Origin of the sequence: Fibrobacter sp. (genome assembly GCF_045131395.1) — a bacterium.
In the GTDB taxonomy this organism is placed as follows: domain Bacteria; phylum Fibrobacterota; class Fibrobacteria; order Fibrobacterales; family Fibrobacteraceae; genus Fibrobacter.
This window is the reverse complement of sequence record NZ_JBGUQY010000004.1, coordinates 1-26,030: the sequence shown is the minus strand read 5'-3', so window position 1 is coordinate 26,030 and position 26,030 is coordinate 1. Positions and strand designations below refer to the sequence as shown.

27 protein-coding genes are annotated in these 26,030 nt (G+C 50.9%); 21 read left to right on the top strand and 6 right to left on the bottom strand.

Annotation, left to right across the window (positions count from 1 at the left end):
* From ACJMNB_RS02465 to hisB, 7 genes are all read left to right on the top strand, one after another.
* A complete protein-coding gene (locus ACJMNB_RS02465; protein WP_405338645.1) occupies positions 1-657 on the top strand; it encodes a pyrimidine 5'-nucleotidase in 657 nt (218 codons plus the stop codon).
* A 21-nt stretch (positions 658-678) separates the two neighbouring features.
* Entirely contained in the window at positions 679-1,791 is a 1,113-nt protein-coding gene (locus ACJMNB_RS02460) for a hypothetical protein (RefSeq protein WP_405338643.1), read from the top strand.
* Between the two features lie 109 nt (positions 1,792-1,900).
* Positions 1,901-2,713 carry a PDZ domain-containing protein gene (locus ACJMNB_RS02455; protein ID WP_405338641.1) on the top strand — a complete coding sequence of 271 codons (813 nt, stop codon included), beginning with the start codon at positions 1,901-1,903 and terminating at the stop codon, positions 2,711-2,713.
* 72 nt (positions 2,714-2,785) lie between these two features.
* Positions 2,786-5,254 (top strand): putative LPS assembly protein LptD, encoded by a 2,469-nt coding sequence (locus tag ACJMNB_RS02450; protein ID WP_405338639.1) that lies wholly within the window; start codon positions 2,786-2,788, stop codon positions 5,252-5,254.
* Positions 5,255-5,276: 22 nt separating this feature from the next.
* Positions 5,277-5,843, top strand: coding sequence for a Maf family protein (locus ACJMNB_RS02445; RefSeq protein WP_405338637.1), 567 nt, complete (start codon positions 5,277-5,279; stop codon positions 5,841-5,843).
* Positions 5,843-6,850, top strand: coding sequence for a helix-turn-helix domain-containing protein (locus ACJMNB_RS02440; RefSeq protein WP_405338635.1), 1,008 nt, complete (start codon positions 5,843-5,845; stop codon positions 6,848-6,850). The genes ACJMNB_RS02445 and ACJMNB_RS02440 overlap by 1 nt, the downstream gene beginning before the upstream one ends.
* 9 nt (positions 6,851-6,859) lie before the next feature.
* Positions 6,860-7,444, top strand: coding sequence for an imidazoleglycerol-phosphate dehydratase HisB (gene hisB / locus ACJMNB_RS02435; protein ID WP_405338633.1), 585 nt, complete (start codon positions 6,860-6,862; stop codon positions 7,442-7,444).
* A gap of 1 nt (position 7,445) precedes the next feature.
* On the opposite strand, the gene ACJMNB_RS02430 is transcribed toward hisB, so the two are convergent.
* On the bottom strand, positions 7,446-8,045 hold the full coding sequence (locus ACJMNB_RS02430; protein WP_405338631.1) for a hypothetical protein: 600 nt from the start codon (positions 8,043-8,045) through the stop codon (positions 7,446-7,448).
* Between the two features lie 90 nt (positions 8,046-8,135).
* Here ACJMNB_RS02430 and ACJMNB_RS02425 point away from each other — a divergent pair, with 90 nt between their 5' ends.
* The 8 genes from ACJMNB_RS02425 to ACJMNB_RS02390 all read left to right on the top strand — a co-directional run bounded on the left by ACJMNB_RS02425 (position 8,136) and on the right by ACJMNB_RS02390 (position 15,529).
* Entirely contained in the window at positions 8,136-8,438 is a 303-nt protein-coding gene (locus ACJMNB_RS02425; RefSeq protein WP_072800891.1) for a type B 50S ribosomal protein L31, read from the top strand.
* Positions 8,439-8,497: 59 nt separating this feature from the next.
* A complete protein-coding gene (locus tag ACJMNB_RS02420) occupies positions 8,498-9,361 on the top strand; it encodes a hypothetical protein (protein WP_405338629.1) in 864 nt (287 codons plus the stop codon).
* Positions 9,362-9,520: 159 nt separating this feature from the next.
* Positions 9,521-10,984 carry a glycosyl hydrolase 53 family protein gene (locus ACJMNB_RS02415; RefSeq protein ID WP_405338627.1) on the top strand — a complete coding sequence of 488 codons (1,464 nt, stop codon included), beginning with the start codon at positions 9,521-9,523 and terminating at the stop codon, positions 10,982-10,984.
* A 36-nt stretch (positions 10,985-11,020) separates the two neighbouring features.
* Positions 11,021-11,275 carry a chorismate mutase gene (locus tag ACJMNB_RS02410; RefSeq protein ID WP_405338625.1) on the top strand — a complete coding sequence of 85 codons (255 nt, stop codon included), beginning with the start codon at positions 11,021-11,023 and terminating at the stop codon, positions 11,273-11,275.
* Entirely contained in the window at positions 11,275-12,417 is a 1,143-nt protein-coding gene (locus ACJMNB_RS02405) for a prephenate dehydrogenase/arogenate dehydrogenase family protein (RefSeq protein ID WP_405338623.1), read from the top strand. Before ACJMNB_RS02410 ends, ACJMNB_RS02405 begins: the two co-directional genes overlap by 1 nt.
* The gene (locus ACJMNB_RS02400; RefSeq protein ID WP_405338621.1) at positions 12,417-13,787 is read left to right on the top strand and encodes a 3-phosphoshikimate 1-carboxyvinyltransferase; all 1,371 of its coding nucleotides are present in this window, start codon (positions 12,417-12,419) and stop codon (positions 13,785-13,787) included. The genes ACJMNB_RS02405 and ACJMNB_RS02400 overlap by 1 nt, the downstream gene beginning before the upstream one ends.
* A 1-nt stretch (position 13,788) precedes the next feature.
* Positions 13,789-14,685 carry an NAD(+)/NADH kinase gene (locus tag ACJMNB_RS02395; protein ID WP_405338619.1) on the top strand — a complete coding sequence of 299 codons (897 nt, stop codon included), beginning with the start codon at positions 13,789-13,791 and terminating at the stop codon, positions 14,683-14,685.
* Position 14,686: 1 nt separating this feature from the next.
* Entirely contained in the window at positions 14,687-15,529 is an 843-nt protein-coding gene (locus ACJMNB_RS02390) for a hypothetical protein (protein ID WP_405338617.1), read from the top strand.
* 54 nt (positions 15,530-15,583) lie between these two features.
* On the opposite strand, the gene ffh is transcribed toward ACJMNB_RS02390, so the two are convergent.
* Positions 15,584-16,948, bottom strand: a complete 1,365-nt coding sequence (ffh, locus tag ACJMNB_RS02385) for a signal recognition particle protein (protein ID WP_405338615.1) — start codon at positions 16,946-16,948, stop codon at positions 15,584-15,586.
* Between the two features lie 51 nt (positions 16,949-16,999).
* On the opposite strand from ffh, the gene ACJMNB_RS02380 reads away from it, so the two are divergent.
* Complete coding sequence (locus tag ACJMNB_RS02380) at positions 17,000-18,418, top strand: MATE family efflux transporter (protein ID WP_405338613.1); 1,419 nt, start codon at positions 17,000-17,002, stop codon at positions 18,416-18,418.
* Here the strand turns inward: ACJMNB_RS02380 and fliB are convergent.
* Both fliB and ACJMNB_RS02370 read right to left on the bottom strand, forming a co-directional pair.
* Positions 18,415-19,383, bottom strand: a complete 969-nt coding sequence (gene fliB / locus ACJMNB_RS02375; RefSeq protein WP_405338611.1) for a flagellin lysine-N-methylase — start codon at positions 19,381-19,383, stop codon at positions 18,415-18,417. The genes ACJMNB_RS02380 and fliB overlap by 4 nt on opposite strands.
* A gap of 3 nt (positions 19,384-19,386) precedes the next feature.
* A complete protein-coding gene (locus ACJMNB_RS02370; protein ID WP_405338609.1) occupies positions 19,387-20,040 on the bottom strand; it encodes a hypothetical protein in 654 nt (217 codons plus the stop codon).
* A 134-nt stretch (positions 20,041-20,174) separates the two neighbouring features.
* On the opposite strand from ACJMNB_RS02370, the gene ACJMNB_RS02365 reads away from it, so the two are divergent.
* Positions 20,175-20,837 carry a DUF4230 domain-containing protein gene (locus ACJMNB_RS02365; RefSeq protein ID WP_405338607.1) on the top strand — a complete coding sequence of 221 codons (663 nt, stop codon included), beginning with the start codon at positions 20,175-20,177 and terminating at the stop codon, positions 20,835-20,837.
* Between the two features lie 12 nt (positions 20,838-20,849).
* Here ACJMNB_RS02365 and ACJMNB_RS02360 read toward each other — a convergent pair whose 3' ends face one another.
* On the bottom strand, positions 20,850-22,289 hold the full coding sequence (locus tag ACJMNB_RS02360; protein WP_405338605.1) for a vWA domain-containing protein: 1,440 nt from the start codon (positions 22,287-22,289) through the stop codon (positions 20,850-20,852).
* Between the two features lie 154 nt (positions 22,290-22,443).
* Positions 22,444-22,986 carry a GNAT family N-acetyltransferase gene (locus ACJMNB_RS02355; RefSeq protein ID WP_405338603.1) on the bottom strand — a complete coding sequence of 181 codons (543 nt, stop codon included), beginning with the start codon at positions 22,984-22,986 and terminating at the stop codon, positions 22,444-22,446.
* A gap of 66 nt (positions 22,987-23,052) precedes the next feature.
* Here ACJMNB_RS02355 and ACJMNB_RS02350 point away from each other — a divergent pair, with 66 nt between their 5' ends.
* The 4 genes from ACJMNB_RS02350 to ACJMNB_RS02335 all read left to right on the top strand — a co-directional run bounded on the left by ACJMNB_RS02350 (position 23,053) and on the right by ACJMNB_RS02335 (position 25,792).
* On the top strand, positions 23,053-24,027 hold the full coding sequence (locus tag ACJMNB_RS02350) for a fibrobacter succinogenes major paralogous domain-containing protein (protein ID WP_405338601.1): 975 nt from the start codon (positions 23,053-23,055) through the stop codon (positions 24,025-24,027).
* Positions 24,028-24,121: 94 nt separating this feature from the next.
* Positions 24,122-25,177 (top strand): fibrobacter succinogenes major paralogous domain-containing protein, encoded by a 1,056-nt coding sequence (locus ACJMNB_RS02345; RefSeq protein WP_405338599.1) that lies wholly within the window; start codon positions 24,122-24,124, stop codon positions 25,175-25,177.
* Between the two features lie 173 nt (positions 25,178-25,350).
* Positions 25,351-25,605 carry a hypothetical protein gene (locus ACJMNB_RS02340; RefSeq protein ID WP_405338597.1) on the top strand — a complete coding sequence of 85 codons (255 nt, stop codon included), beginning with the start codon at positions 25,351-25,353 and terminating at the stop codon, positions 25,603-25,605.
* Positions 25,562-25,792, top strand: coding sequence for a DUF2442 domain-containing protein (locus ACJMNB_RS02335; protein WP_405338595.1), 231 nt, complete (start codon positions 25,562-25,564; stop codon positions 25,790-25,792). Before ACJMNB_RS02340 ends, ACJMNB_RS02335 begins: the two co-directional genes overlap by 44 nt.
* Positions 25,793-26,030 lie beyond the last annotated feature (238 nt).

Below are 26,030 nucleotides of genomic sequence, written 5' to 3'. Positions count from 1 at the left end.
ATGGTTTGGCTGTTTGATTACGACTTGACTTTGTACGGGGCCGAAGAACGCTGTGTCCTGAATTCACTGGACCATCGTATTTCGCTTTTTGTGCAAAAGACTGTGGGTGGCGATTTCGAATCGGCCCACAAGATTCGTACCGATTACTTGGAGCGCTTCGGTACCACGCTGTCTGGGCTGATGGCCATGCACCAGGTCAATCCCGATGACTTTTTCGACTTCATTCATGAACCGGAATACCTGATTTACCCCAAGAAGGCTCCCGAAAAATTGGCTTTGTTGAAAAGCCTGGAAGGTCCCCGTTTTGTGTTTACCAACGGACGTCACGACTGGAGCGAAGCCGGTATGGCCCACATGGGAATCGATTCGGCCATTGATGGCGTATTCGACTTGAAGCAGTTGGGCTGGGAAGGAAAACCCCACGAAAGCGCTTACGAAAAAATGGAAGCTTGGCTTGCCCAGAAGCTCCCGGCCATGGGACTTGAAATGCCCAAGAACAAGAGCGAAATCGTGCTGTTGGATGATGGCCTCCGCAATCTGGAACCCGCTCATCGCCGCGGCTGGACTACGGTTTTCGTGAATCCTTCGTCTGATTCCGCCCCCTATGTGGATTACCATATTCCGCATTTGATGAATTTGACGGACTTGAAACTCTAATTTTTGTATTTTATTTCGCGTATGAAATGTTCTGCCTTATTTGCTGTAATTTGCCTTTTGGCGGTATCCTTTGCCTCGGCCATGCCCGAACCTGCAAAGCGAAACGGCTTTAGCAATATGAACGTTACCACGGAGTATTCTGAACTTTTGAAAGAAAAGAATGCCCGTAACGATTCCCTTTTGCCTGCTCTCGATGGCGACAAGGCCTTTGCCGAAGTGCTTCGCCTGAATCCCAATTTCTGGAGCCTGGGTGGAGCTCTCGATAAAGAAGCTTCTCTCGTGACCAAGCTTAATGCAAAAGTCATTTTTATTGATGGTATTCGCGAAGATCCTTTCTGCGAAATCGACAAGAATGCCGGGAATACCGCTGGCGAATGGAATATTCGTATCGGCGTGGACTTTGTGTCTGGCGGTTCCAATACGGTGCATATTCACGTGCAGCAGTGTTTGGACTATGTGCGCGACCAGTTGGGTTATGCCATCAAGAAGGGTGACAAGGTGGTCTTTGTGCCGCCCAAGAAGGTCCTCGACAAAATCAAGGAAAGCGAAATTCCCGATGCCATTGATGTGGACCTGCAGCAGACTCTTTTGAAGGCCCACGAAGATGTGAACCTGACGGGTAAATGTCCCAAGGATATCGAGGCGTATATCATCTTGATGAATGTCTACGAACAGGTGAAAAACCAGAAGATGGACTTTGTGGTTATCAATGACCAACTGAACAAGAAGCGCAACGGCGCCGGCCGCGTGCAGTCCTGTGCCTTTAGCCGCGAATGGAATAAGCGCTATCATGAAAGCGCCAGTTTCGAGTGCGATATCGACAATGACCGCTGCACGTACCGTCAAGAAAACGACGGCAATTCCGAATGGTCTATCAATTACGACAAGGATCGCTTTGAGTACATCAACAAGAAGTTCGTGTTCTTCAATTTGAATCCCAAGAGCATTCACAAGGGCGGTACCATGCTGGACCTTCGCCTGCTCCGCCTTTCCACAAACCTTTACCTGGAAGCCTACTTGAACATGAAGGGCGAACCGGTGACTCTCGGTCTGATTATTGTCCCCGGCGACGGCAAGTCCATGGATGACTATGACGACGGCGCCGACGAAGAGGATAATATGCTGGAGGAATAGGGAAAAAGGCCCTAATTGCCCTTCGTTTATCAAAAAATACCTTGATTGCCGGCTTGTCCGGCATTTTTTATTATATATTTACTACAGATAGAATTGATAAGGAGATCTTATGAACAAGTTTGTCAAGGCTTCTCTTGTTGCAGCACTTCTTGCTGCTCCTCTTATGGCCGACGAAGAATTCGGCGGTATCGGTGTGACCATTTATCAGGTCGGCGACGGTGTTAAGGTTGCCGAAGTTATTCCGGGTACTCCCGCAGCCGAAACCAAGCTCCAGGCTGGTGACGTGATTACGGCCGTTGACGGTGTGAGCCTCAAGGGTAACGATATCGAAGCTTCCAAGTCGGTGCTCCGCGGTACGGTGAACAAGCCGCTGGAAATTACCTACGTGAGCGAAGGCGAAACCTACACTGCCACAATCCGTCGCGCCCAGATTACCGTGAAGGATCTGGAAGCTGCCAAGGTGGAATCCTGGTACAACAAGGCTGAATTCAACGCCCAGGAACTTGAAACTTACGCTAGCGCAACCGAAAGCAATAACAAGCAGCTGGTTGCCGTGCTCCAACAGGGATCGCTGGTTGCGTCCGACAAGAACGTGAAGGCCACGAACTTGAACGGCATCTACATCGAACGCGCGGACGAATTCGCCCCCAAGACACCCAAGCAGCAGCTGTCCAAGCATTCTACTTCTAGCCTCAAGGGCTTTACCCGCAAGACCATTAGCTTCAACCTGTCTTCTGCCGGCACTGCCGTTATCACTATCCTGAATTCTGATGGTGCCGAAGTGGCTACTCTCCGTGCCGAAAATGCTCAGCCGGGCTTCAATACGCTTCGCTGGAATGGTGAAAATATCCCCAGCGGTCGTTACCTTGTTCGTATTGAACATAACGGCTCGATCTCTGGCAAGAACGCCGTGCTGAAGTAATCGGTTGTTCATCATCGATCTTTATAAATCCCTCGACTTTTCGTCGGGGGATTTTTCTAAATTATCGCCGACGTGATTTTATCTAGAACCCATCGTATTCTGTGGGCTTTTTTGGCATTATGGATTCTTGCCATCGCCGCTCCGGCCGCTTTCGGCCAGGAGATGACTCGTTTTGAACTGGAAGAACGGGAGCAGGTTGAAGAAGATACCACCGAAGTGGACTGGATGAACGACACCACCGGTGTTGATACCATTGAATACCGTGCTGTGGACCTGGTTTACGATGTGGAGAAGTCCACCTTTAACCTGAATAACAGTGCCCAGCTCAAGTACCGCTCTGCCACCCTGGATGCGGATACCATTTTGTTCGACCAGGAAAACAGCATCTTGGCGGCAACGGGCGACCCCATATTGCGCGAAACCAAGAACCCCTCTCTTTCGGGTATGCGGCTCAAGTACAATATGAAAAGCCGCATCGGTGAAATCTATTACGCTACGACCTACCAGGACAACCAGCAGTTGAACGGCATGGAAGTGCGCAGGCTGCCGGACCAGAGAATTCAGATTGCCCGCGGCGACTTTAGTACTTGTAACGATTCCACTCACCAGCACTTCTATTTCTACGGACGGCGCATGGTGGTGAAGCCTAAGGAGACGATTACCGCACGTCCGGTGGTGCTGAACATTGCCGATGTGCCTGTGGCGGTGCTGCCTATGATTGTGGCTCCTTTAAAGAGCGGACGTAAGTCGGGTCTTTTGACTCCTAAGTTCGGTGGCGACCAGAAGCAGGGCTACTACATGAGTAACTTGGGCTTCTATTATGCTGCAAACGATTACTGGGATGCAACAGTCAAGGGTGACATTATCGAAGGCGACGAAGCCCGATTCGAACGTTCGACTTTGACGGGTGAAGTGCGATACAAGAAGCGTTATGTGTTGGATGGAAACCTGTCCTATACGGCGTACCTCGAAGAATTTGACATGGCCAACAGTGGCTACGATATCCACTTTACCCACAACCAGAATTTGACTCCCGACGGTAAGCAGACCTTGAGTGGTTCGGGCTCCTTTGTTTCTAGCCAGAGTGTCCGTAAAGACAAGGCTCTCGATGCAGAAACCATCTTGAACCAGCAGGCCAATGCCCAGTTGACTTACTCGGGCCGATTCGGTACCAACAAGAGCCTTACGGTGAAGGCCCGCCAGAGCCATAACCTGGTCACGGACATGATGGAACGTGAAATTCCGGATATCCAGTACCGCATGAGTGGTCAGCTCTTTACCTTTGAACTGGATGAAGATGAAGAAGCGTATGAAGACGGTTCTTTTATAAGCTACCTGGAAAAGTTCAACTACAACTTTAACAACCGCTTCAACTATTACACCAAGCGTGCCCGCGACACGGTCAACGCCGTCGACACCACTGCGGAATATGTGGGTTATACGGGAACCTACTCCTTGGATTATTCCACCTCGATTTTTGACGTGATCAACTTGACTCCGCGTGCAAGTTTTACGGGCTACTGGACTGGAACGGGCTGGATTAACCCCGAAGATTCCCTCAAGTATCGCAAGCGTTACATGAGCCTGGACCCGGAACATGATGAATACGGTCAGGTGGCGTATAACCATAATTACAGCATTACGGCCGATACTAAGTTGTACGGAATCTGGGTGCCAGAAATTGGGCGGTTTACCGGAGCCCGCCATGTACTTTCTCCAAGCGTGTCTTATACCTACGCCCCTGAAATCGATACGGTGAAAAAGTTTGCGCCCCATCCGCTTTTAGGCCAGACCCCTTACCAGATTAAGCAGAAGACCGTTGGTTTCGGCCTTAACAACGATTTCGATATCAAGTACCTGAAGGTGGTGGGCCATGTGGCCGATACGACCAAGGGCGAAGAAGGCCGTGCCGTAGAAGACCAGTATGGGACTCGCCGCCTTTTGACGACACGTCACAACGTGTCCTATAACTTTGCGGCTGATTCCTTGAACTTCTCGGATATTACGTCTTCTTTCGGTTTCCAGATCCTGCCGGATTACCTGTTTACCATCAATACCCGTCACAGCGTCTATCACAAGTTTACCGAGGAACCCAACAAGGTGCAGGTGCCCGAACTCACTTATTGGGGCTACGATTTTTCGAAGCGCTTTAACTGGAGCGGTGAATTCAATGGCGGCCTGCCTTCGCAGATGGGCAAGTACGAAATGCTCAAGTGGACCTTTGGCTTTGATTACAGCTATAGCTTTAGCAGTTCCCGCGTAGCCCGTGACTTGTTCCAGGACCAGGTGACTCATTCTACGGGTATCAGCGCTAGCTTGCAACCCACCAAGAACTGGGAAATGACTTACAGCACCCGTTACAACTACAACGAAGGTCGTTTTGTGACGCATAGCTTTACCTTTAACCGTGTGCTGCATTGCTGGCAACTTGACTTTAGCTGGACGCCTACAGGGCCTGCTGCCGGATGGAGCTTCTCGATTTACGTGAGAGATTTGCCGGATATCAAGCTGAATGCGGGTAGCACGGAAACGAATAACTGATGTGTGGTATAAGGGTTTTTGAATGACTAAGATAATACTCGCGAGCGGTTCACCGCGACGCAGGGAAATCTTGCAGCTGATTGGCGTGAATTTCGAGGTGGTGGTTTCCAACGAAGAAGAAAAGCCGACCGCCAAGGATCCCCTTGAATTCCCGAAAGAGAACGCCTCCATAAAGGCTTTGGCTGTTTCTCGCAAGATGCCCTCGGAAATTGTGCTGGGCTTTGACACGCTGGTGTTTTTGGATGGTAAGCCTCTAGGTAAGCCCCGCACCGAAGCGGAAGCCCTTGAAATGCTGAGAAGCCTGAACGGTCGATCGCACAAAGTAATTACCGGCGTGGCCATTGCCCATGGCGGACAAATTATCAAGGCTGAATGCGAGGAAACGGAGGTGGTTTTTAGAAACTGCTCCGGCCAAGAGCTTGAAAATTATGTAAATTCTAAGGACCCGATGGACAAGGCTGGCGCTTATGGAATTCAGACCGGTGGCGCAAGGCTTATCAAGGAAATTCGGGGGTGTTACTACAACGTGGTGGGGTTGCCTGTAGCGCGAATGCTCCAGATGTTGGCTGATTTAAAGGTAGAGGTATAATGTCGAACCCGACAGAAGAAAAAAGGCCCGATGAAAAACTTGGCCAATTTATAGCAAGAGTCCGTGAAAGCCGCAGGATGACGGTTGAAGAACTTGCTGATGCAATTAAGCTTGGTGTTCAGTATATCAAGGCTATTGAAGCGGACGACTGGAAGGTTTTCCCGGTTGCCGCCTATGTGCGCGGTTACTTGCGCTCGATTAGTAATAAGTTGAATTTGAACGCGGATGAGGTTCTTAGGGCCTATAGTGTCGAATGCGGCGGTACTGCAGAACCTGTATTTGAAAAGGCTTCCAGCGAAATAAAGCTTTCTCCTTTGAAAGAAGGCGAAATCAAGAAGAAAAGCTATGCCGTGCCGGTTGTGATTTTGCTTCTCGTACTGGCATTCCTAGTCGCATCTCATTTCCTGGATTTGGAATCTATCGCCTTGAAACAGGCCCAGGATTCTCAGCCGGCCGAAAAGACTCCGGCTGCACAAGAAGAATCCGTTGGTTCTCAGGAAATTCCCGATGGTGCGGAAGCTGTTCCGGTCGATTCCATGGCAGTGGATTCTACGGCTGCCAAAGATTCTTCGGCGAAGGATTCTTCTGCCAAGCAGGCCGACGCTACTGTTAGCCAGGCTGTTGTGGATGAAGCCGTCAAGAAGTCTGATTTGCCCGCTTCTGCAACGATTTTCATTTCTTCTGATTCCAAGAAAGATGCAAAGGCTGCCGATAAAGAAGCACCGAAAACCAACAAGACGAATTTCGTGTTGATCGGTTCCGGCGAATCCCTTTCTTGGGTGGGCCTCAAGCGTCGCGAAGATGCAAACGAATTCCTGAAGGAAGCCAATATTTCTAGAGCCGGTGTCCGCATGGTTTATAACACCAGCGATACCCTGTGCGTGACCATTGGCGATCCGACGGCTATTGCCAAGATGCTCTTGAACGGCGTGGAAACTCCGCTGCCCGAAATGAAGTTTGGCCGCGTGACGCGCTTCCGCGTGTACGGTGGCAAAATCGTAAAGTAAAGGTTCAATATGCGTAGCACGAATCTCACTCGCAAGACTGGCGAAACCGATATCACGCTTTCTCTCAACCTGGATGATTCTACTCCGGGCAAGATTGATTCCGGTAACGGTTTCTTGGACCACATGCTTAATTTGTTCCAAATTCATGGTGGTATCCACCTGGATTTGACTTGCAAGGGTGATGTCTATGTGGATATGCACCACAGCATGGAAGACATTGCCATTGTGCTGGGTCAGGCTCTTGTGGAATGCCTTGGCGACAAGAAGGGTATCGAACGCTACGGTTTTTACTTTGTTCCCATGGACGAGGCTTTAAGCCGCGTGTGCATCGACTTTAGCAACCGCATCGGTTTTGTCTGGAACGTGAAACTTCCGGCTGCCATGGCTGGTGGTATCGAAGCCAGCATGTTCGAACACTTCTTCAAGAGCCTTTGCGAAAATGCCCGCATGAACTTGCACGTGGAACTGTTCTACGGTAATGACAACCACCATTGCCTGGAATCCATTTTCAAGGCCTTTGCCCGTGCAGTTGCCATGGCGATTGCTCCGAGCAGGAATGTGAAGGGCATTCCCAGCAGCAAGGGCGTGCTCTAATTTACAGCTTTGGAACTCTGACTTTATCGCCGGCGTTTAAATGCTCAAGCATGACGCCGGCGTTTACTGATTGTAGGGCCGAGAGCACATAGAAACGGGGGAGTCCTTGGACTCCGGCGCCGTAGGTGCGCTTTAACAGCTTGAACAGGTCGTCGCCGTCGTTTGCGACGACCGTCTTGTATAGGCTGGCGTTGCTGGGGTCGGACTGCAGCTTGGAAAGGGCGGTAGAGAACCTGTCTGCGAACGCCTCGGCGCTGGTGTCGGCCGGCTTTGCAGCGTTAGCTTGTTTGGGGCTCGCGGACTTGCCTGCGAGGTTCGTCTTCTGGTTCTTGGATCCCTTGGAGGCGGAGGCTGTGCCGGGGAGCTTGAAAAGGGGTGCCTCAAACACGTTCATGTTGATATTGGCGTCTGTTTCGGCGGCCTTTTTGACGGGTTCCAAGGCGAGAATGGAGTCTAGACTGGCGATGTAGGAACTGTCGGGCCATTCGATAAGGGGCATTTTTTGGTCGGTGACGATAATCTTTGCGACGGGGCTATCGTTGCCGCAGCCCATCAAAAATGCAGGAATGACTGTAAAAAATGCCGTAAAAATTCTGTTCATGCTCCCAAAAATACTATTTCCCTTGCCAAAATGGCCGAATTCTTCTAAATTTAGGCTCTCAAAATTAACTGCTTCAATAGGAAGTTTAAAATGAAAGAAGGTATCCACCCTAACTATCAACCGGTCGTGTTCGTCGATGCGAATACGGGTAAAGAATACATCACCCGCTCCACGAAGTCTTCCGCCGAAAAGAAGACTATCGATGGTGTTGAATATAGCGTAATTTCTCTCGAAATTACGGCTGATACCCATCCGTTCTGGACGGGCAAGCAGCATCGCGTGGATACGGCTGGCCGTATCGACCGCTTCAACAAGCGTTTCTCTGGCAACATCACTGGTGCAAAGCGTAAGACCCGCAAGGCTGCTCCTGCCAAGGCTGAAGACGCTGAATAATTACAGATAAATGAATTGGCTCCCTTTTCAAAGGGGGCCTTTTCTTACAAAGGACTCTTATGAAAAAGCAACTCTTTATTGGTGCAGCCGCTCTCGTGGCTATGGCTATGACCGGTTGCCAGAAGACTGGTACTATCGAAGGTGTCGTTCTTGATCCGTTTACCGGCAAGGCTGTGGAAATGCCCACCGTTTGGATGGATTCCACCATTTTCGGAACCCAGAACCCCAAGTACCCCTACAAGGCTGACCTCCAGCAGGGTAAGTTCAAGTTCGAAAAGGTGCCCGTCGGCAACTACCTGATCAAGGCTCGTCGCTCCAAGTACATTCTCGGCCAGCAGAACATTGCTACCGACGAAAAGAACCCGAACCTCTCTGTGACTCTGTACGAATACAGCGACCAGATCAAGCCGGGTCTCTACAAGAGCGGTACTACCGAAGGTCCTGAAAAGATTGATAACCAGTGGGTTGTCTACTCCACCAGCTGCACTGAATCTGTTGCCGGTTACCGTTTGACCATGCCCATCAATACCGATGCTGGCAAGGTTCCGGGCAAGAAGGCCGACAAAAAGAAGAAGAAGGCTGACAAGGGTGCTGCCAAGGTTTCTAACCTCCCGGCTCCGTTGGCTATGGGCGCTGCCATCAACGTGTTCTACGTGAATGCTAGCTCCGTGACCTCTCCGCTGGTCGCCACCACTTACCCCGCCGTCGAAGGCAAGGTCGCTGACCACTCCGACTGCCAGGGCTTCGGTGCTGACGAAAAGACCGGTCTCTTTGTCAACAAGGACAAGGGCACTGCTCTGAACGTGGAATACAAGGCTGAAAACTTGTTCCAGATTACGGGTAACCTCCCGGCTGGCAAGCAGATTCTCCAGCTGTCCCAGGATGGCAAGACTCTGCAGACCTACTACTTCCAGGTCAAGTAATTTTGCGGCTTAGGGTTTAGCCCTATACTGTTGAATTTGGTGAAAGACTCCGCTAAGGCGGAGTCTTTTGCTGTTTGTAGAATATTTATATGCTGTTGCGTCTCCTGTGTAAAGAAATCCTTTGTTGCGTATTGGGGGCGTTTTGTATAAATTTAGGGTATGGGATTACGAATGGGTAAATTTGGCTTGGTGTCTCTGGCGGCAATGGCTTTGTGCGCCTGTGGAGACGATACGAATATTACCGGTGATTTGCAATCCGGCAACGAAGGTTCTGTTATAGATTCTCTTTCGTCGGATTCTCTTTCTTCTTCGGTTGCAGAGCTGCTACTTTCCTCGGGTGAAGAGGCTGTCAGTTCATCTTCGTACTGGTCCCCGTTTTCTTCGTCATCGTATCTGTGGGACCCTTACCCTAGTTCGAGTTCTTTCTGGTTTCGCTCCAGTTCGTCTTTCGAAGGAGACCCTCCGCCATATTCTTCTTCGGAGCCGAATCCATTTAATTATTCTTCGGAAGAACAGCCGCGTTCCTCCGCTATGGAACCGCTGCATTCTTCGTCTAGCGGCACGCCTGCGCCGAATTTCAGTTTCTATAACGGTGCCGATATTTCGACGGTGCAGGAATATGAACGCTGGGGAGCCAAGTTCTACGATGTGGACGGCACAGAAAAAGACATCTTTACGCTCCTGAAAGACCACGGATTCAATGCAATCCGTTTGAAGACTTTTGTGAGCCCGAAGGCGCAGTACGGTTATGCTGCATCGGGCTGTGACCACGATGCCGAAGCTTATGCCGACAAGGATCACATAATCGCTTATGCCGAGAAAATCAAGGCCGCCGGCATGGCCTTCTTGCTGGATATTCATTACAGCGACAACTGGGCTGATCCGGGCAAGCAGATTATTCCGAGCCGCTGGCGTAACGTGAAAAGTTCCGATGCCATGGCGGATTCCATCTACAATTATACCTACGACTTGATTTCTTCTCTCAAGCAGGTGAATGCGACGCCGGAGATGGTACAAATCGGTAATGAGACGACTCCGGGCATCTTGATTCATGTGCCGAACAGCAAGACGGACTGCTGGGGTAACGGGGTAGACAAGGCGTCTACCGCCATCAATGGCGACATGGGCACGTCTTCTGGCAAGGCCAATGCGGGCAAGTACTTTAAGGCTGGCATTCGCGCTGTCAAGGCGGTTTCTGAGAATATCAAGACGGTATTGCATATTGAAAGTATCCGCAAAACCAATACGGTCAACTGGTGGATGGAAGAAATCTTCAAGAACCAGAAGGTGCCTGCCGACGTGATGGGATTCTCTGCATACACCGCTTATGGTGATGACAAACCCGACAAGTGGAATAGTTTGTTCAAAAACCTGACCTCGACTTATTCGAACTTGGAATTCATCGTTGCCGAATACAATGGCGGCGAATCGGATAATTCTTATTCTTACGACGGTTCGCGCAAAAAGACTGTGGAGATGGTTCGCGGGTTGAATCGCTGGATTGGCACATTTTTCTGGGAGCCTACTCTGAGCGGCGCCTGGGGCCCGGCGCTATTTGACTGGGATGGCCCGGATTTAAGGGTGAATAAGAAGGCTTTTGACGAGTACAAGGTGGAGTTTTAAGCGACACCCTGAAGCCATTTTTCTAAATTCATGACTATGAAGATTGAAGACTGGCGCAACCGTATCGACGAATTGAATGACGAACTTATCGCCCTGTTGAACAAGAGGGCGACTTACGCGACAGAAATTGGTAAAATCAAGAAACAGATGGGGCTGCCGGTGTTTGATGCCGCTCGCGAAGATGCTGTTCTTGAAAACGTGGCGGCGCTGACAAAGGGCCCGCTTACGCCGGAATCCATCAAGAATATTTTCCGCGTCATTATGCAAGAAACCCGAAAGGTGGAGGAATAATGCGCTTTACTTTTGTTGGCTTTGGACTTTTGGCAAGTTCTGTGGCCGCAGCAATCAAGCAGGCAAAGTTGCCTACGGTTGTGCGTGCCGTAAGCAGCCCTGCCACGCTTGCCCGTGCAAAGGTGCTGGGGCTTGCCGATGAATTCTTCGGTTACGATGAAATCAAGGACTGGGTTCCCGGTTCCGACGTGATTTTGCTGTGCGCTCCGATCCTGCACATTCTCAAGACCATCGATGCCCTTTCCCAGATGGACTTGGCTGCTCTTGCAGGCCAGAGCCAGATTCTGGTGAGCGATATCGGAAGCACCAAGGTGGAAATTTGCAAGGCGGGCGCCAAGCTCCCGAAGCCCTTCGTGTTTGTGGGTAGCCACCCCATGGCGGGCTCCGAAAAGCGTACGCTGGAATACAACGACCCCTCGATTTTTGAAAATGCCTACTGGTTCGTGTGCCCGCCCGAAGGCGTCGACGAATCGGTGTACAAGCCGCTCCTGAACTTGATTTCATTCGTGGGCGCCAATGCAGTGGTGTTCCCGCCGGAACATCATGACCGCACCATGGCCTGGGTCTCGCATATGCCCCAGATGCTTTCTTCGACGCTGGCGGCCAGCATGCCGGAACGCTTGGTGAAGCCCAACTACCAGCATTATGCGGGTCGTGCCTTTAGGGACATGACGCGCATCGCTGCCTCTGGCTGGAACATGTGGCACGATATTGCAGTGACCAACCGCGACCAGACGGTAAAGGCTTTGCGCGAGGTGCGCGAAGGTCTTGATAAGACAATCGATGCGATGGACCGCTTGCAGGTGGTAAGCGATGGAAAGCCCGCTGCCGATGACTGCTCCGTCGATTTGGAAACGGTCTTTAAGGCCGGTAACGATGGCCGCGCTAGCCTGTTTGCGCCGGGTCGCAATGCGGCTGCCGCCTTCTCCGAAATTACGGTGCCCCTCAAAGATGTGCCGGGTGCGCTGTTGCAGGTGCTGCAACCCCTAGCCGACAACAATTTGAATATTCGCGATATAGAACTCATGAAGGTTCGCGAAAATATTGCAGGCACTTTGCTGCTTGCGTTTAAGACCCCTGACGAGGCCCGCCGTGCCATGCAGATTCTATTGCAGCTTGGCTACGACGTAAAGGAACGCTAATGGATTTTGTACTGAACCCCGACCGCGAACGCATGGAGCTTGCGCTGGTGATGGCGCTGCTGGTGAATGGTCGTACCGTTTTTGAAGATTTTTCTTTTGCTGCCGGTGTGGAACCCTTTGCGGTCGCCCTTAAGGAATTCGGGCTGAACTATGTGCAGCAGGGTCACCAGCTGGTGCTGGAAGGCAAAGGCTTTCAGTATAGCCTGCCGGACATGCTCCCTATGGATATGAGCGAGTCCCGCTCTGTCATGCTCTGGACTCTGGCTTCGAAAGATGTGGAGCAGATTTATACTTTCGCCGCCGAAAATGACGAAGCGGGCGTTGCCCAGGTGGCAAGCGCCAAGGAACTTTTGCAGAAGTATTTCAAGGTGAAGCCTGTCGCCGATGAACCGGCGAAGTTCACGTTTACTTTTGCCGCCGAAGATCCGGCCATCAAGAAGGATTCCCTCGGAAACGTTTCTACGGTCATGCGTAACCGCCTGTTGTTGCGTACGCTGATTCGTGGCGAATACTTGTCTTTTGAAGAAAAGGGCTCGGTTCATGATCAGTGGACCAAGATGCTCATGTACTTTGGCGTTTCGCTGAAGTATGAATCCCGCGGCATGGAACAGCTCACAGAACTGGAACGCCGCATGATGATGGCTCGTGGCCAGAAAATTGAACGCACCCAGTTTACCGAGATTTCGGAAACGCCGGTGATTACGGGTCGCGACTACTACGTCCCGGGCGATACCACCGAAGCCATGGCTCTGGCGCTGCTTACCACTATCGCAGGCATTCCGAAGAATACGGAAGTGGCCCTCAAGAATGTGGACTTGAACAGCTCCCGCGCGGGCGCCCTCACTTGCCTCAAGCGTATGGGCGGTAACTTCGAAACTGTAAGCCGCCGTGAACGCTTTGGCGATGTCTACGGTGACGTCATGGTTTATCCGCTGGCTTCGGGCAAGCGCCTGCAGGGCCGTCGCTTTTCGGAAGATACCATTGCGACGGGCATCGAGGAATATCCCTTCTTGGCGGTGGCGGCTTGCTTTGCCGAAGGCGAAACTATTTTGCGCATTCCCAAGGAACTGCGTAAGGAAATGCGCCCCACGAATGAGGCTTTGGCCGAAAACTTGCGCAAGACGGGCGCCGAAGTGGGCGTTTACGATGACGGTCTTGTGATTCGCGGGCTAGAAACCATTGTGAACGGAAGCGACTTTGACGGGGGAGCGGTGCCGCAGAACGGCCTTGCTCTTTCCGTGCTTTCCATTGCTCTTGAAAACGATGAACCGGTGGCAAATTCCGAACTGGTCGAAGCGACTTATCCGGGAGTGTTGCAGAAGTTGAAACAGCTGCTGGAACAGGCCACGGCAAAGCCGGAGGAAACCTAAGATGAAGAAGAATGGAAAAATGAGTTTCCAGACTATTGGCATCGTGGGCTGGAAAGACAAGAATCCGGATTTGGCTCTCGCTCTCGACATGATTTCCAAGTGGGCGGTGGAGCATCCGCAGGTCACCTTCTGCGTTCTGGATAACCTGAAGGAATTGGTTCGCAAGCCCATCAAGGTGGTCAAGGAAGGCGTGCTTTGCAAGTCGGACTTGTTGCTGGCCATTGGTGGCGACGGTACCGTGCTTTCGGCTGCTCACATGGCGCTGGGGCACGACACGCCCATTCTGGGCGTGAACGCGGGTCGTGTGGGCTTCTTGGCCGAGACTCGTGTAGAAGGTCTTGCCCAGACTTTGGATAGCTTGCTTGCTGGCGACTTTTCGACCCGCGAGCGCATGATGATCGAAGCGGTGGTGTATCACGGCAAAAAGCAGGTGGCCAAGCAGACGGTGTTGAACGAGGTTCATGTGCGTGCCCACGCGCCCGAGCGTATGGTGAACGTGAGTGTGGCCTACAACGGGACGGACTTGACGGATTACTGGGCCGATTCTCTGCTTGTGTCTACGCCGACGGGTTCTACTGCCTACAATCTGGCGGCTGGCGGCCCGATTATTCACCCGGCAACGCCTGCAGTGGTATTGACGCCTGTTGCTCCCAGTAGCCTTTCGGTGCGCCCGCTGGTGCTTTCTCTTTCGTCTAAGCAGCTTCAGATGAAGTCTGCGGTGGATGGCCCTCTGGATTTGGTTTTTGATGGCCGTACGACGGTGGTGTTGAAGCAGGGCGATGTGGTGACGCTTGCCGAAAGCAAGTCGGTGACTACCTTTATCCGCATGCGCCATACGGGCTTTGTGGGCGCTCTCCGTGAAAAGCTGGGTTGGACCGGAAAACCGAGGCAGGTTTAAGATGAAAAATTCATTTGTGGTGATTTTTGCGTTGGTCGGCTTGCTTTCTTTTGCAGGCTGCGCCGGTAGCCAGGGCGGTTCCGACGATGTTTCGGGCGATGCCAGCATGAAGGATGCTCCGTGTCAGGAATGCGGAACCCGCGGCGACATCGAACTCAAGATTACGAACGAAAAATTCTACCGCGAATGGAACAAGAAGGCTTATAGCCGCATGGATTCGACGGCGGTGTGGGGCGTGTTCCCTGCGCTTTCGATTAAGGCGGATCGTCCGGAAAAGTGCAAGTTCTGCCACAGCTATAGCGCCGATGCCTTGGATTTTGACTTGGCCCGCGTCGAAGATTCCTTGATGGTCAAGGCCTTTCCCAAGATGCGCCGCGAACTCATGCTCCCGGGCATGCGCCTGCCGGATGCCGATTCCGCTTACTTGGATAGCCTCTCGAAAATGTTGCTGGGTTCCGTCTTTGCCGACGGTAAAAAGCTGAGCGATATGAGCCCGTGGCTGGAACGCGACGGGGTAGAGCAGGATATTTCACGCGAACTTTCCAAGGATTTCAAGAATTTGCTGAATGCATTGGCCAGCCGCTACGAACTGCGTTACGTGTCTATTCCGGTGGTGCTGAATGTGCGCATGGATACCGATCTCGGCAAGAGCGGTGGTTACACCTGGCAGACGCTCTGGACGCTGTGGGATGCCCGCTATGGGGAACTCGTCTTCTTGGTGTATTCGGAATTCACGGCTGCCACCACGAGCCGTGTGGCGCCCGAAAAAGAATGGGCGGAACCTTTCGCGTCCCGCCTTTGGAAAATGCTTTCGACTGACTTGAGCAAGCTCGAAAATCACTAAGCAAATCGTTTAGCAATTCAATAAAGCAAAAGCCCGGTTGTCCGGGCTTTACTTTTATTTTTTCTTCTTTTTCTTCTTGTCTTTGGGCGGGGTGTAGTTGGAACCCACCTGGCCGCCGTTGTTCTGCTTGCGGGCCATGTCTCCCACCTTCTTGAACATTTCCTTCATGGTCTCGTACTGCTTGAGCACTGCGTTCACGCGACCGATTTCGGTACCGGAACCCTTGGCTACACGTGCCTTGCGGCTGCCGTCCAGGATGTCGGGCTTCTTGCGTTCCTTCGGGGTCATGGAACTGAGCACGGCTTCCACGTAAACCAGTTCCTTTTCGTCGATCTGGTCGATGGGGAGCTTGTTCAGGCCCGGAATCAGGCTCAAGATGTCCTTGATACGGCCCAGCTTCTTGATAGTGCGCAGCTGGTTCAAGAAGTCGTTCAAGTCGAAGGTGTTGTTGAGAATCTTCTTCTTCAGGTCCTTGGCGTCTTTTTCGTCGATGACCTGCTGAGCCTTTTCCACGAGGCTGACCACGTCGCCCATGCCGAGGATTCGGCTGGCCATACGGTCGGGGTGGAAAAGTTCAATGTCCGAAAGCTTTTCACCGACACCGATAAAGCAGATAGGCACGCCCGTCATCTTCTTGATGCTGAGGGCTGCACCGCCGCGGGTATCGCCATCCATCTTGGAAAGGCAAACGCCGGTAAACGAGAGACGCTGCCAGAAGGTTTCTGCCACGTTCACGGCTTCCTGACCGATCATGGCGTCTGCCACGAACAGGATTTCGTCGGGATGGACTGCGTCTTTGGCCTTTTCCAGTTCCTGCATCAACTCTTCGTCGATCTGCAGGCGGCCTGCGGTATCGTAAATGACTAAATCAAAACCGTTGTCCTTGGCGTACTGGTAACCGTGCTTGATGATTTCCACCGGATCGCCCTGGCCTTCGTCGTAAACGGGAATGCCAATAGACTTGCCCAGCACCTGCAACTGCTTGATAGCGGCGGGACGGTATACGTCGGCGGCCACCAGAAGCGGCTTGCGCTTTTTCTTGCTGCGCATCCAGAGGGCGATTTTGCCAGCGAAGGTGGTCTTACCGGAACCCTGCAGGCCTGCCATCATGATGCCCACCGGAGCCGGACCGGACAGGTTGATTTCCTTAGTTTCGCCACCCATGACGGCAACGAGCTCGTCATGGATGATTTTCACGATCTGCTGACCGGGAGTCACCGAGTTGAGCACTTCGGAACCGAGGGCCTTTTCCTTGACGGCCTTCACGAAGTCGCGGGTCACGTTGAAGTTCACGTCGGCTTCGAGGAACGCACGGCGCACTTCGCGCAGCGATTCGGCGACGTTTTCTTCGGTGAGCTTGCCCTGCCCGCGCAGGTTCTTGAGGGTAGATTCTAGAGAGTCAGTCAGCTGTGAAAACATAGTAGGCCAAATATAGCATTTTTTGGTTTCATTTACTATCTTTGCGCTCTAATGGTCGATGCAATATTGAATAAGTTCTACAGACCGTCTAAATTCAAGAAAAACGGTGATGTGAAGGATGTGCTGGTGGTGGCACTTCCGATGCTTATGTCGATGTCTTTCGACACCATCATGACCTTTATCGACCGCCTGTTCCTTTCAAAACTTGGCCCTGCCGAAATGAATGCTGCCCTTGGGGCGGGTGCGGTGCAACTTGCCCTGACCATGTTCTTTACCGGTGCCATCAGCTATACGACAGCTATGGTGGCGCAGCGCCTGGGGGCCAAAAAACGCTGGGATTGCGGCCGCGTGTTCATGCAGGCGGTGTATCTGTCGCTTGTTTCGGTGCCGCTTTTGTACCTCACGATTCCGCTGGGTCATTGGGCCTTTGGCATGGAGCACTTGCCTGCCGATCAGCTGCAGTACCAAAAGACCTACTTTGACATTCTGATGTTTGGCGGCATCATTAACTTGGTGCGCAATGCGGCCCCCTGTTTCTTTAGCGGTATTGGCGAAACCAAAATCGTGATGAAGGCAGCCTTTGTCGGCATGATTGTGAATGTCGTCTGCAACTTCTTCTTGATTTATGGATTTGGCCCGATTCCGGCTTTGGGCGTGGCGGGTGCTGCCTACGGTACGCTTATCGGGAATCTCGTTTCGACGGTAATCCTGTTCGCCAAATTCTGGGGCAAGAGCTGTCACGATCGTTTCCGTACTCGCTACACTTTTGCCTTTAGCTGGCCCTTGACCAAGGAACTCCTGAAAAAGGGAATTCCTTCTGGTGTCGAAATGTGCCTGAACATGAGCGCCTTCCAGTTGTTGATTCTCATGTTCCATGCGCTGGGGCCCGAGGCGGCAACGGCGTCTTCGGTGATGTTCAACTGGGACATGGTGGCCTACGTTCCGCTGATGGGTCTTGAAGTGGCGTCCACGAGCCTTGTGGGCCGTTACGTGGGAGCTCGCGATGGTGCGGCGGCAACCCGCTCGACTTATTCCGGCCTAAAACTGGGCTGGGGTTACTCGCTCATCATGGGTGTTTTCTTTATCTTCTTGCCCGGCGTGCTGACCGATATCTTTAAGCCCGATGCAGCGGAGGCTTCTGCCGAAGCGCTTGCTATTTTCGCTGCGGCTAGGCCCATGAGCGTGTTCATGTTGCGGATTGCGACCTTCTACATTTTCGTGGAAGTCTTGCTGGTGATTTATGCAGGTGCGCTTCGTGGTGCGGGCGATACCGTGTGGGTTATGTTTGCTTGTGCCATTATGAACTGGTGTGTGGCGGGAGCCTTGTACGTGGCAGCCTACATTTTCCAGCTGCCGGCACAATACGCCTGGATTACCGTTGTGGCGGTGTACAGCACGGCTCCGGTGATTTTCTGGTTACGCTGGAAGAGCGGCAAGTGGCGCTGTCACGTGATGGATAGAGAAGACTAATCGTCCAAGGAAATTTCGACGATTTCCATGATTTCTTCGCAGTATTCCAACTGCTTGGAAAGAATTTTAACTGCGTTTATTTTTGTAAGGGCCAGCGGGCTGCGCGGGTTAACGGAAGTCTCGCCTGCAAGTTCCTTGGTAAAGAATCGGGCCAAGTTCCAGAAGTATAGCGCAAATTGCAACTTGCCTTGCTCACGGCCGACAAAAAGGCATTTGGCATAATGGCGGTAAATCAGGTAGGCGAGCAGTCGCAGGCTTTCGGTTTCGGTAAAGAATCCTTGGTCTACAATCGGTTCGCTAGATTCCAAGCGGCTTTTAATGCGCGAAAGGGCGGCGTCCCAATCCGGGCCGTAGCTTTCGAGCTTTGCTAAAAGTCCAATCATGGCCTCTGCGCTTTCAAAGGGCGCAAACGGATTCTCGCCGGTGTAACCGAAGACTTTGTAAAGCTTCTCGGCAAAGGGGATGCTTGGGTCGGCGAGCGTTTCGAACATCCATTCCCGCTGCCCAAGAACTTGATCGCGGACTTCGCGGTCGTCGTCATCCAATTCATCTTCGGGCTCGTCGCATTCTTCGCTGGTAAAGGCCAACGGGCCTTCGCCTTCAAGCAACAAGCGTGCGGCTTCTTCGCAGCAGAGCCCGAGCCCCCGCTCCATGATGTCGCCAAAAACTTCTACGAAACGCGGATGCTCAGTGCAAATATTGCACAAGGCTTCTTCGCCCAAGTGCTGGTAGACTTCGCAAAGGTTGTCCTTGTCAAGGAACGGACAACGGTCGTGGGGGAGTAATTTAAAATGCCCGTCTTCAATATTGGCGCGGAGCCGCTCGCCAAAGGCTCCCGCCACCTTGTTGTAAGCTTCAAGACTGGCCTCGTCAATGTCGATTTCCCAGCCGACACAACAAGTGTCCGTGCACCGCGATGCGATGCACTGGAATTGGTCATAAAAGTCGGGCTTTCGAAGAATCATGTATTACGCTTTGTCGTCGGACAAAAAGCCGAATGCTTCGCCCTTTACAAGCCAGCTAACGCCGAAGAAGGTGAGGGCTATGGCTTCGACAATAAAGGTCTTGGCAAAGAATTCGACGGGAATGACCATCAATGCCAGGGCGCACAACATGCCGATTCCGCAAACTTTGAAAATAATGTTCTTGATATGCTTCTTGGACGAGTCGGCACCCTTTGTGAACTGGAATAAGCTCATGTAAGACAAAAGGAGAAAGAATGCGACGGCAGAAGCGCAGTGGATTGTATTTGAAATTTTGACCGGCAACTGGAAGAATCCGACAATGTCGCTTGCGGCGGGGCAATTGCAAGGGAACAGGACAATCATCAATCCGAAAATGCCTGCCAGGGCGGAGATAACGTGGTCTTTCAGGTTGTAGCCCTTATAGCACATCAAAACTACTGACGCTGTCGTTAAAATTCCCACCAGAGGGGGCGTTACGTAGTAAGTCTCAGAAATGGATAGTTCGCCCCAAAAACCGTCAGGAAATCCCTTTGTACGTGCCACAAGAATGGCTCCAATCAAAGAGACCCAGGGGAGAATCATGCCCAAGAAGCCGGCAAGATTACGAACCCTCTTCATCCAAATTTTTTCAATGTCGTCAGTATTCTTTTCGCTCATCGTGAAAGCTCCTTTGTATTAAAATATACTTTATTTGACAGGATTCTAAAAAATATTGGATAAGATGTTGATTTGTTATCGTTGTGAAATTATATTACCATAATGACGGAAAACTTGTCTAAAGGAGGTCAACAGTGAAATTAGCATTAAAAATAGTGTCTATCGTTGTTCTCCTGTGTGTAACGGTTGCGGCAACCCTTTTCGCCGTGAAAAAAATGGAGGCGGATTCCAAGGGTCCCCAAATAACTAGCGCGTACATAGAACATCAAATTAGCGAAATTTCTGAACTAGCAACCCTCCATCACCATTACAGGAAAAATGCAAATTATCAGGATGCAAAAGTTCTCTTGAAGTACATGCCTAATTGGCGAATCAATAAGTCTATCAAGGAGCTTATGCTGATATACCAGGGGGATGTCAAGCTGGGCTACGACTTGAAAGATATTGGCATTAAAGTGGAGCCTTTGACAAGGACCATTCTCATTTACCTGCCCGAACCGAAAATCTTGAGCCATAGCATTGATTTCGAAAGCATCCAGGTTTTCTGGGAAAAAAGTGGTTGGTTCAATGATATCAAGTTTGAAGACTTCAAGCAGTTCTTTATTGCCGAGCAAAAGAAATACGAAGAAGAAAACGGCTCCGAGCTAAAACGCCTAGCTCGCGAGCACGCTAAAAAGATTATTCTGCTTTATCTCAGCTCGGCCATCAAACTGACAGATTCGCCCGAGAATTACAAGAAGTCGTTTATCGAAGGTTGGATCCACCCCGAAGACGGCTACAAAATACAAATGGAATAAATTCCAGATTCCTTATTCCACGTATTTCTTGATCAGTCGAATCATCAGGTCGGCTAGCTTTTCCACCTTGTGGTCGCCAACGGATGCTTCGATATGCGAGTATCCGATACCGCTATCGTCGGTGAGGAACACGTAGGTGCCGCCCGTGACAATATCAAAGAATCGTAACATGGATTCGGTGTCCTTGTCGATGCCGCTAGCGGCTACGGGGATAAGCTTGATTCCATTCTTGGCGTAGAGGGTAATGGATTTCTGAAGGCTTTCAATGACGTTATCCTGGTGGTGGGCGGGAGCGTCAAGAATCAAGAATGCGATGCGGGCGCGAGCCGATTCATTCCAGGAGAAGTTCTGCAACGCGGATTCAAGCGCGGTATGCACGGCTTCGGGGAAGTCTCCGCCACCATCTGCAAAATGTTCAGCGATGAATGCCTGGGTGTTGTCAACATCGGTAGAAAAATCCTTGCCCTGAATGATATATTCGTCGCTTTCGTCGCGGTAGAATTCAACAGCCGTGCGTAAGGCGACCTTGGTGTCTGAATGGGCGTGGTCTATAATGTACTTGATGTCCGATTTGAGGAAGCTAATTTCGTCTCCCATAGATCCGGTGGCATCAACGATAAAGGCTACGTCCGCCTTGGCTTCGGCTTGCTTGGCGTCGCTTGTAATCGTGATTATTTTGAGCGATTCGTCGGTCATGTCAGTGAACTCGACAGGAGTTTCGGATACTTTGCCGTTGACTTTCAGCGAGAAGTCTTTTTCTCTGATGGCCTCTTCGGTTTCGTCTTCGAACAATTGTACCCAGCAATAGGCATTGCCCGCGTTGTCGGTCTTGGTGGCAAATTTTACATTGTCGCCTTTAAGGAGTTCAACGGAAACGTTGGCTAGGCCGGTGCCGTTTTCATCAACTACTTTTACGGCTGCGAGGGTCGTGGGGTAAAATTTCCAGTAACCAGTCTTGCTGGAAAATTCGCCTTTCAGAATTTCTGCCCAGGCACTCCAATTATCCAAATCGTTCCATTCGGAGGCCGTGAGCAGACCATAAGTTCTGCCGTTATATTCGTCGTCACCTTCACGGGGCGGGACAACGTCGTAGACTTCAGGGACGCTTCCTTCGGCGTCTCCAGGAGCGACGGAAGGCTCTATTGCACCGCTATAGGATTCTTCGACTGCACCCGGCGCCATGACATCGCCTTTGTATGAGTCGTAGATGATGGTCCCTCTATCAAAGGAATCGTAGCTTTCGTTGCTGTATCCGCTGCCCTTGGTTTCGAAGGTAGCGCCGTTTTCGGTTTCAACGGCGGATTTTTTATGGGTGGTCGAGTCTGTGGTTTTGCCGTCATCGTTCTCGACTTCGGCTACACCATCTGCGTTGACACTGCTAGTGCTGTCGCTACAGGCCGCGAATAGCAAACTGAGCGCAAATCCTGTAATTAAAAGGAATCTGGATTTCATGGGGAGTCTCCTTATCAATCTAAAATATAGGTTGATAAGGTACAACATGCAATACCGTCTGCAAACAATGCAATTTTCGATGTTTTACGTCACGGGATAGCTGCTAGTTTGATTCGTTCTGTTCTTTATTATACGCGTATTATACAGAGATTTCTTAGGGGTATTTTGCACCGGGAATGTCCTTGAGGACTTCTTTCCAAAAATCGCGGAATTCTTTTTCGGTAACGGTTCCGCCCGCCGAGAGCAATCGGTAATGCTCGCCTTGCCACAGGTAATCGAACGGGGAGGCTTCAAAACCGTTGCGCTGGTAAAAATTGCGGCGGCGCTCCCGGAGTTCAAGCTCCTTGGCGTCCTTGGAATCTTCTTCAACCTCGATGTCAACCACCAAGCGGGTTTCGGGGTGTTTTTCGCGGATGGCTTTCAGAATCTCTGAACCATAGCCGCGGCTGCGTAGCTTGGGCTCTACCGCGAAGTAGACGATGTTGGTGATGGTGCCCCGCGTAATCGAATTCGAAAATCCGCAAAAAGTGGGTGTGCCATCAATCGTATCCACGAATGCAAAAAATTCCCGCTGGATTTTGTTGTCAAGCAGATGCTTTATCGGAATCCGTTCATTTGCCGGAAACGCCGACTCATACAGTGCCTTGACCTGCGGCAACCACGGGGAATCTTTTGTCACTGTGAAACTTTGGAGCATGATGGCTCTAAATATAAAATACTACATTGTTCTTTGGATTTATATTATCGGGTTACCGGAGGATTTATGAAAAAGTTTTTTGTTGCGATGGGTTTGGCTGCGTTTGCGTTTGTCGGGTGCGATGACAGTTCGTCTGCATCGGCAGAAAACAGTGAACCTGCGGCGTTGAGTAGTGCTGAAAAGCAGGGGAGTTCGTCTTCATCACGTCATTGCGAGGAGTGTAACGACGAAGCAATCTCTAGCGACAGCAATGCGGAGTCGAATGGGTCTAGCCGGTCTAGTTTGTCCGAAAAGAATGCGGAGTCTAGTAGTTCGGAGAAATTGTCCGAAACAAGTAGCAGTTCTGTGGGCGAGGCGAAGTCTTCGTCGAGTTCTGTTGCGTTGGCAACTCCTTGCAAAACAGAAACTGAAGACAACTGCGAATATGGGACTTTGCTTGATGAACGCGATGGCCAAGAATACAAGACCGTAAAAATCGGTGACCAGTGGTGGATGACCGAGAATCTCAACTACGAAACGGATAACAGTTTCTGCGTCAAAGATTCTGCCGAGTATTGCGAAAAATATGGTCGTCTTTACACGTGGGCTGCTGCCATGGATAGCGCGGGCACTTGGAGCACGAACGGCAAGGGCTGCGGCTTTAGCGACTTTTACAAGACATGCTCGCCGACCTACCCAGTTCGAGGAGTTTGTCCCGAAGGCTGGCATTTGCCGACTCAAACGGAATGGAACACCCTGTTCACGGCGGTGGGCGGCCAATCAACTGCGGGTCAGAAGCTCAAGGCGGCATCAGGCTGGAATGCGTTTAGTAGCATCACCAATGAGGACACTTTCGGTTTCTCGGCGTTGCCTGCCGGCTACAGGGACGACTGTGGGGATTACTACGACTACGACGTGGGCTACGGCGCGTACTTCTGGAGTTCGACGGAGGGCAATAGTAGCCGCGCGTACCTCGTAAACTTGTACTACGGCAACAACTACGCGGACCTGTACTACAACGTTAAGAACTACGGGCGCTCTGTCCGCTGTGTAAAGGACTGATTGTTGTCCTGAATTTTGCAGCAACTTATTATTGGGGATAAAATAAGTTATATTGTCCGCCGGGAAAATTAAGCCATTGGGCGAAGGAGTTTTTATGAAAAAGATTTTTGTGGCGCTTTGCATGGTGGCGTTCTTGGCGGCGTGTGATGATTCATCGTCGGCATCGTCGGGGTCGAATGACGAATCGGGGGGTGAATCATCTTCTTCGGTTGTGCTCGGCTCGTCCAGCAGTGAAAAGGAGAAGTCTCAATCCAGTTCTAGCGAAAAGTCTGGAAAATCTAGCAGTAGCGTGATTGATGTGTCGTCGAGTTCGGTAAAGTCGGAGTCGACTGAAAAATCGAGTAGTTCGGAGAAATTGTCCGTGACAAGTAGCAGTTCTGCGGGTAAGATCGTGTCTTCGTCAAGTAAAAGTGATGTTCCGCAAAGTTATGCCGAAGCGAAGGTCATGCCGTCGGGAACATACGATTGCATGAAGTATAAGTGTGCTTCAATGGAATACTTAAATCATGAATTTCTTGAAGCGGGAAGGTATGGCGAAATTCTAGATGAACGTGACAATCAAGTTTATAAGACTGTTCAGATTGGCGACCAGATTTGGATGGCAGAAAACCTGAACTTCGCTTACATAGGTGTTCCATATACCTATTACGATGATACGTCCGATTCCACTAGTTGGTGCTATGACAACGACCCTGCCAACTGTACCAAGTACGGTCGCCTTTACACTTGGGCCGCGGCGATGGATTCTGTCAAGACCGGCTGCGGCTTCGACAAGACCTGTGGGCTCTCTGGCATTGTTCAGGGAATTTGTCCCACGGGTTGGCATCTGCCGGATTCTACGGAATGGGAAACCTTGATTGCTGCTGTGGGTGGTGGACTCTCGCCGGGCGAGGCTCTCAAATTGCAGAGTGGCTGGCTTGATGACGGAAACGGAACGGATGCATTTGGTTTTTCCGCATTGCCTGCCGGCTATAGGGATATCCTTGATGGAGCCTTCAACCGCGGAGGAGACTTCACTGTTTTCTGGACTGCTACTGAGGTTGAGTATTACGCCTGCAGCGTAACTTTGAACTACTTCAACGGGATTGCGTTCATGGGAGGCTTTAATAAGGGCCTTGGACATTCAGTTCGTTGCGTAAAGAACGAATAAGATTGTCTCATGATTTGTAAAATTTTTTCAAGCCCCTTGCCAGTTTTCTGAATCTTAGGTACATTAATGCCCGACGCATCTCGCTGTTTTAAGGCGAGGTGCGTTTGTGCTTTACCGCAAAAACGCCTCTAACAATAACCGGCCGCAAACTGCGACCAAAAAACGGAGGCTATATGAACAACAATATCAAAAAAAGTAAAGACCTTTTCCCGTTTAGAATTGTGTCCGAAACGCCAACAGGCGATGGCTTTATTGATTGTGTTTGGGAAATGCCGACTTGGGTTGTAGAAAAACTTGAGGCTGAAGCAAAAAGGCGGAAAATTACAGTTTCAGACCTTGTAACACTTATCTTGAAAGCCGCTTTGAAGGAAAAAAAGGAGGAAAATGGAAAAGATAACAGAAAAAGACGTAAAAAGACTTTGGGTTGAGAAGGATGCCGTTTGTGTTGAACTCAAAGATGGTCGGATTGGGCGGGAACTCATCCGCGATTACGAACCGCTGAAGAAGGCTACACGAAAGCAATTGGAGAACTGCCGCGTTGATTGCGATGGCGTGTGGTTCGACGATCTTGACGAAGGTTTGGAACTTTCGGGATTCTTTTCGCTGCGTACGTGAACGGAACGAAGAAACCGTCCTCGGCAAGAAAAAAACTCATTGACGAAGAACTGCGCCGTATCGGAAGGGAATTGCTGAAGACTGTAGCGTAGTTTTTTTCTCTGGAAAGGCGACCGTTTGTCGGGTATAAATGAAAATAAATTACATTTGGTGTGGATTTATTATATCGGGTTATCGGAGGTCTTATGAAAAAGTTTCTTGTGGCGATGGGTTTGGTGGCGTTTGCTGTTGTCGGGTG

Coding starts and splice junctions, on each gene's coding strand:
- ACJMNB_RS02465 (WP_405338645.1), top strand. CDS start 1: ATGGTTTGGCTGTTTGATTACGACTTGACTTTGTACGGGGCCGAAGAA.
- ACJMNB_RS02460 (WP_405338643.1), top strand. CDS start 679: ATGAAATGTTCTGCCTTATTTGCTGTAATTTGCCTTTTGGCGGTATCC.
- ACJMNB_RS02455 (WP_405338641.1), top strand. CDS start 1,901: ATGAACAAGTTTGTCAAGGCTTCTCTTGTTGCAGCACTTCTTGCTGCT.
- ACJMNB_RS02445 (WP_405338637.1), top strand. CDS start 5,277: ATGACTAAGATAATACTCGCGAGCGGTTCACCGCGACGCAGGGAAATC.
- ACJMNB_RS02440 (WP_405338635.1), top strand. CDS start 5,843: ATGTCGAACCCGACAGAAGAAAAAAGGCCCGATGAAAAACTTGGCCAA.
- hisB (WP_405338633.1), top strand. CDS start 6,860: ATGCGTAGCACGAATCTCACTCGCAAGACTGGCGAAACCGATATCACG.
- ACJMNB_RS02430 (WP_405338631.1), bottom strand. CDS start 8,045: ATGAACAGAATTTTTACGGCATTTTTTACAGTCATTCCTGCATTTTTG.
- ACJMNB_RS02425 (WP_072800891.1), top strand. CDS start 8,136: ATGAAAGAAGGTATCCACCCTAACTATCAACCGGTCGTGTTCGTCGAT.
- ACJMNB_RS02420 (WP_405338629.1), top strand. CDS start 8,498: ATGAAAAAGCAACTCTTTATTGGTGCAGCCGCTCTCGTGGCTATGGCT.
- ACJMNB_RS02415 (WP_405338627.1), top strand. CDS start 9,521: ATGGGATTACGAATGGGTAAATTTGGCTTGGTGTCTCTGGCGGCAATG.
- ACJMNB_RS02410 (WP_405338625.1), top strand. CDS start 11,021: ATGAAGATTGAAGACTGGCGCAACCGTATCGACGAATTGAATGACGAA.
- ACJMNB_RS02405 (WP_405338623.1), top strand. CDS start 11,275: ATGCGCTTTACTTTTGTTGGCTTTGGACTTTTGGCAAGTTCTGTGGCC.
- ACJMNB_RS02400 (WP_405338621.1), top strand. CDS start 12,417: ATGGATTTTGTACTGAACCCCGACCGCGAACGCATGGAGCTTGCGCTG.
- ACJMNB_RS02395 (WP_405338619.1), top strand. CDS start 13,789: ATGAAGAAGAATGGAAAAATGAGTTTCCAGACTATTGGCATCGTGGGC.
- ACJMNB_RS02390 (WP_405338617.1), top strand. CDS start 14,687: ATGAAAAATTCATTTGTGGTGATTTTTGCGTTGGTCGGCTTGCTTTCT.
- ffh (WP_405338615.1), bottom strand. CDS start 16,948: ATGTTTTCACAGCTGACTGACTCTCTAGAATCTACCCTCAAGAACCTG.
- ACJMNB_RS02380 (WP_405338613.1), top strand. CDS start 17,000: ATGGTCGATGCAATATTGAATAAGTTCTACAGACCGTCTAAATTCAAG.
- fliB (WP_405338611.1), bottom strand. CDS start 19,383: ATGATTCTTCGAAAGCCCGACTTTTATGACCAATTCCAGTGCATCGCA.
- ACJMNB_RS02370 (WP_405338609.1), bottom strand. CDS start 20,040: ATGAGCGAAAAGAATACTGACGACATTGAAAAAATTTGGATGAAGAGG.
- ACJMNB_RS02360 (WP_405338605.1), bottom strand. CDS start 22,289: ATGAAATCCAGATTCCTTTTAATTACAGGATTTGCGCTCAGTTTGCTA.
- ACJMNB_RS02355 (WP_405338603.1), bottom strand. CDS start 22,986: ATGCTCCAAAGTTTCACAGTGACAAAAGATTCCCCGTGGTTGCCGCAG.
- ACJMNB_RS02350 (WP_405338601.1), top strand. CDS start 23,053: ATGAAAAAGTTTTTTGTTGCGATGGGTTTGGCTGCGTTTGCGTTTGTC.
- ACJMNB_RS02345 (WP_405338599.1), top strand. CDS start 24,122: ATGAAAAAGATTTTTGTGGCGCTTTGCATGGTGGCGTTCTTGGCGGCG.
- ACJMNB_RS02340 (WP_405338597.1), top strand. CDS start 25,351: ATGAACAACAATATCAAAAAAAGTAAAGACCTTTTCCCGTTTAGAATT.
- ACJMNB_RS02335 (WP_405338595.1), top strand. CDS start 25,562: ATGGAAAAGATAACAGAAAAAGACGTAAAAAGACTTTGGGTTGAGAAG.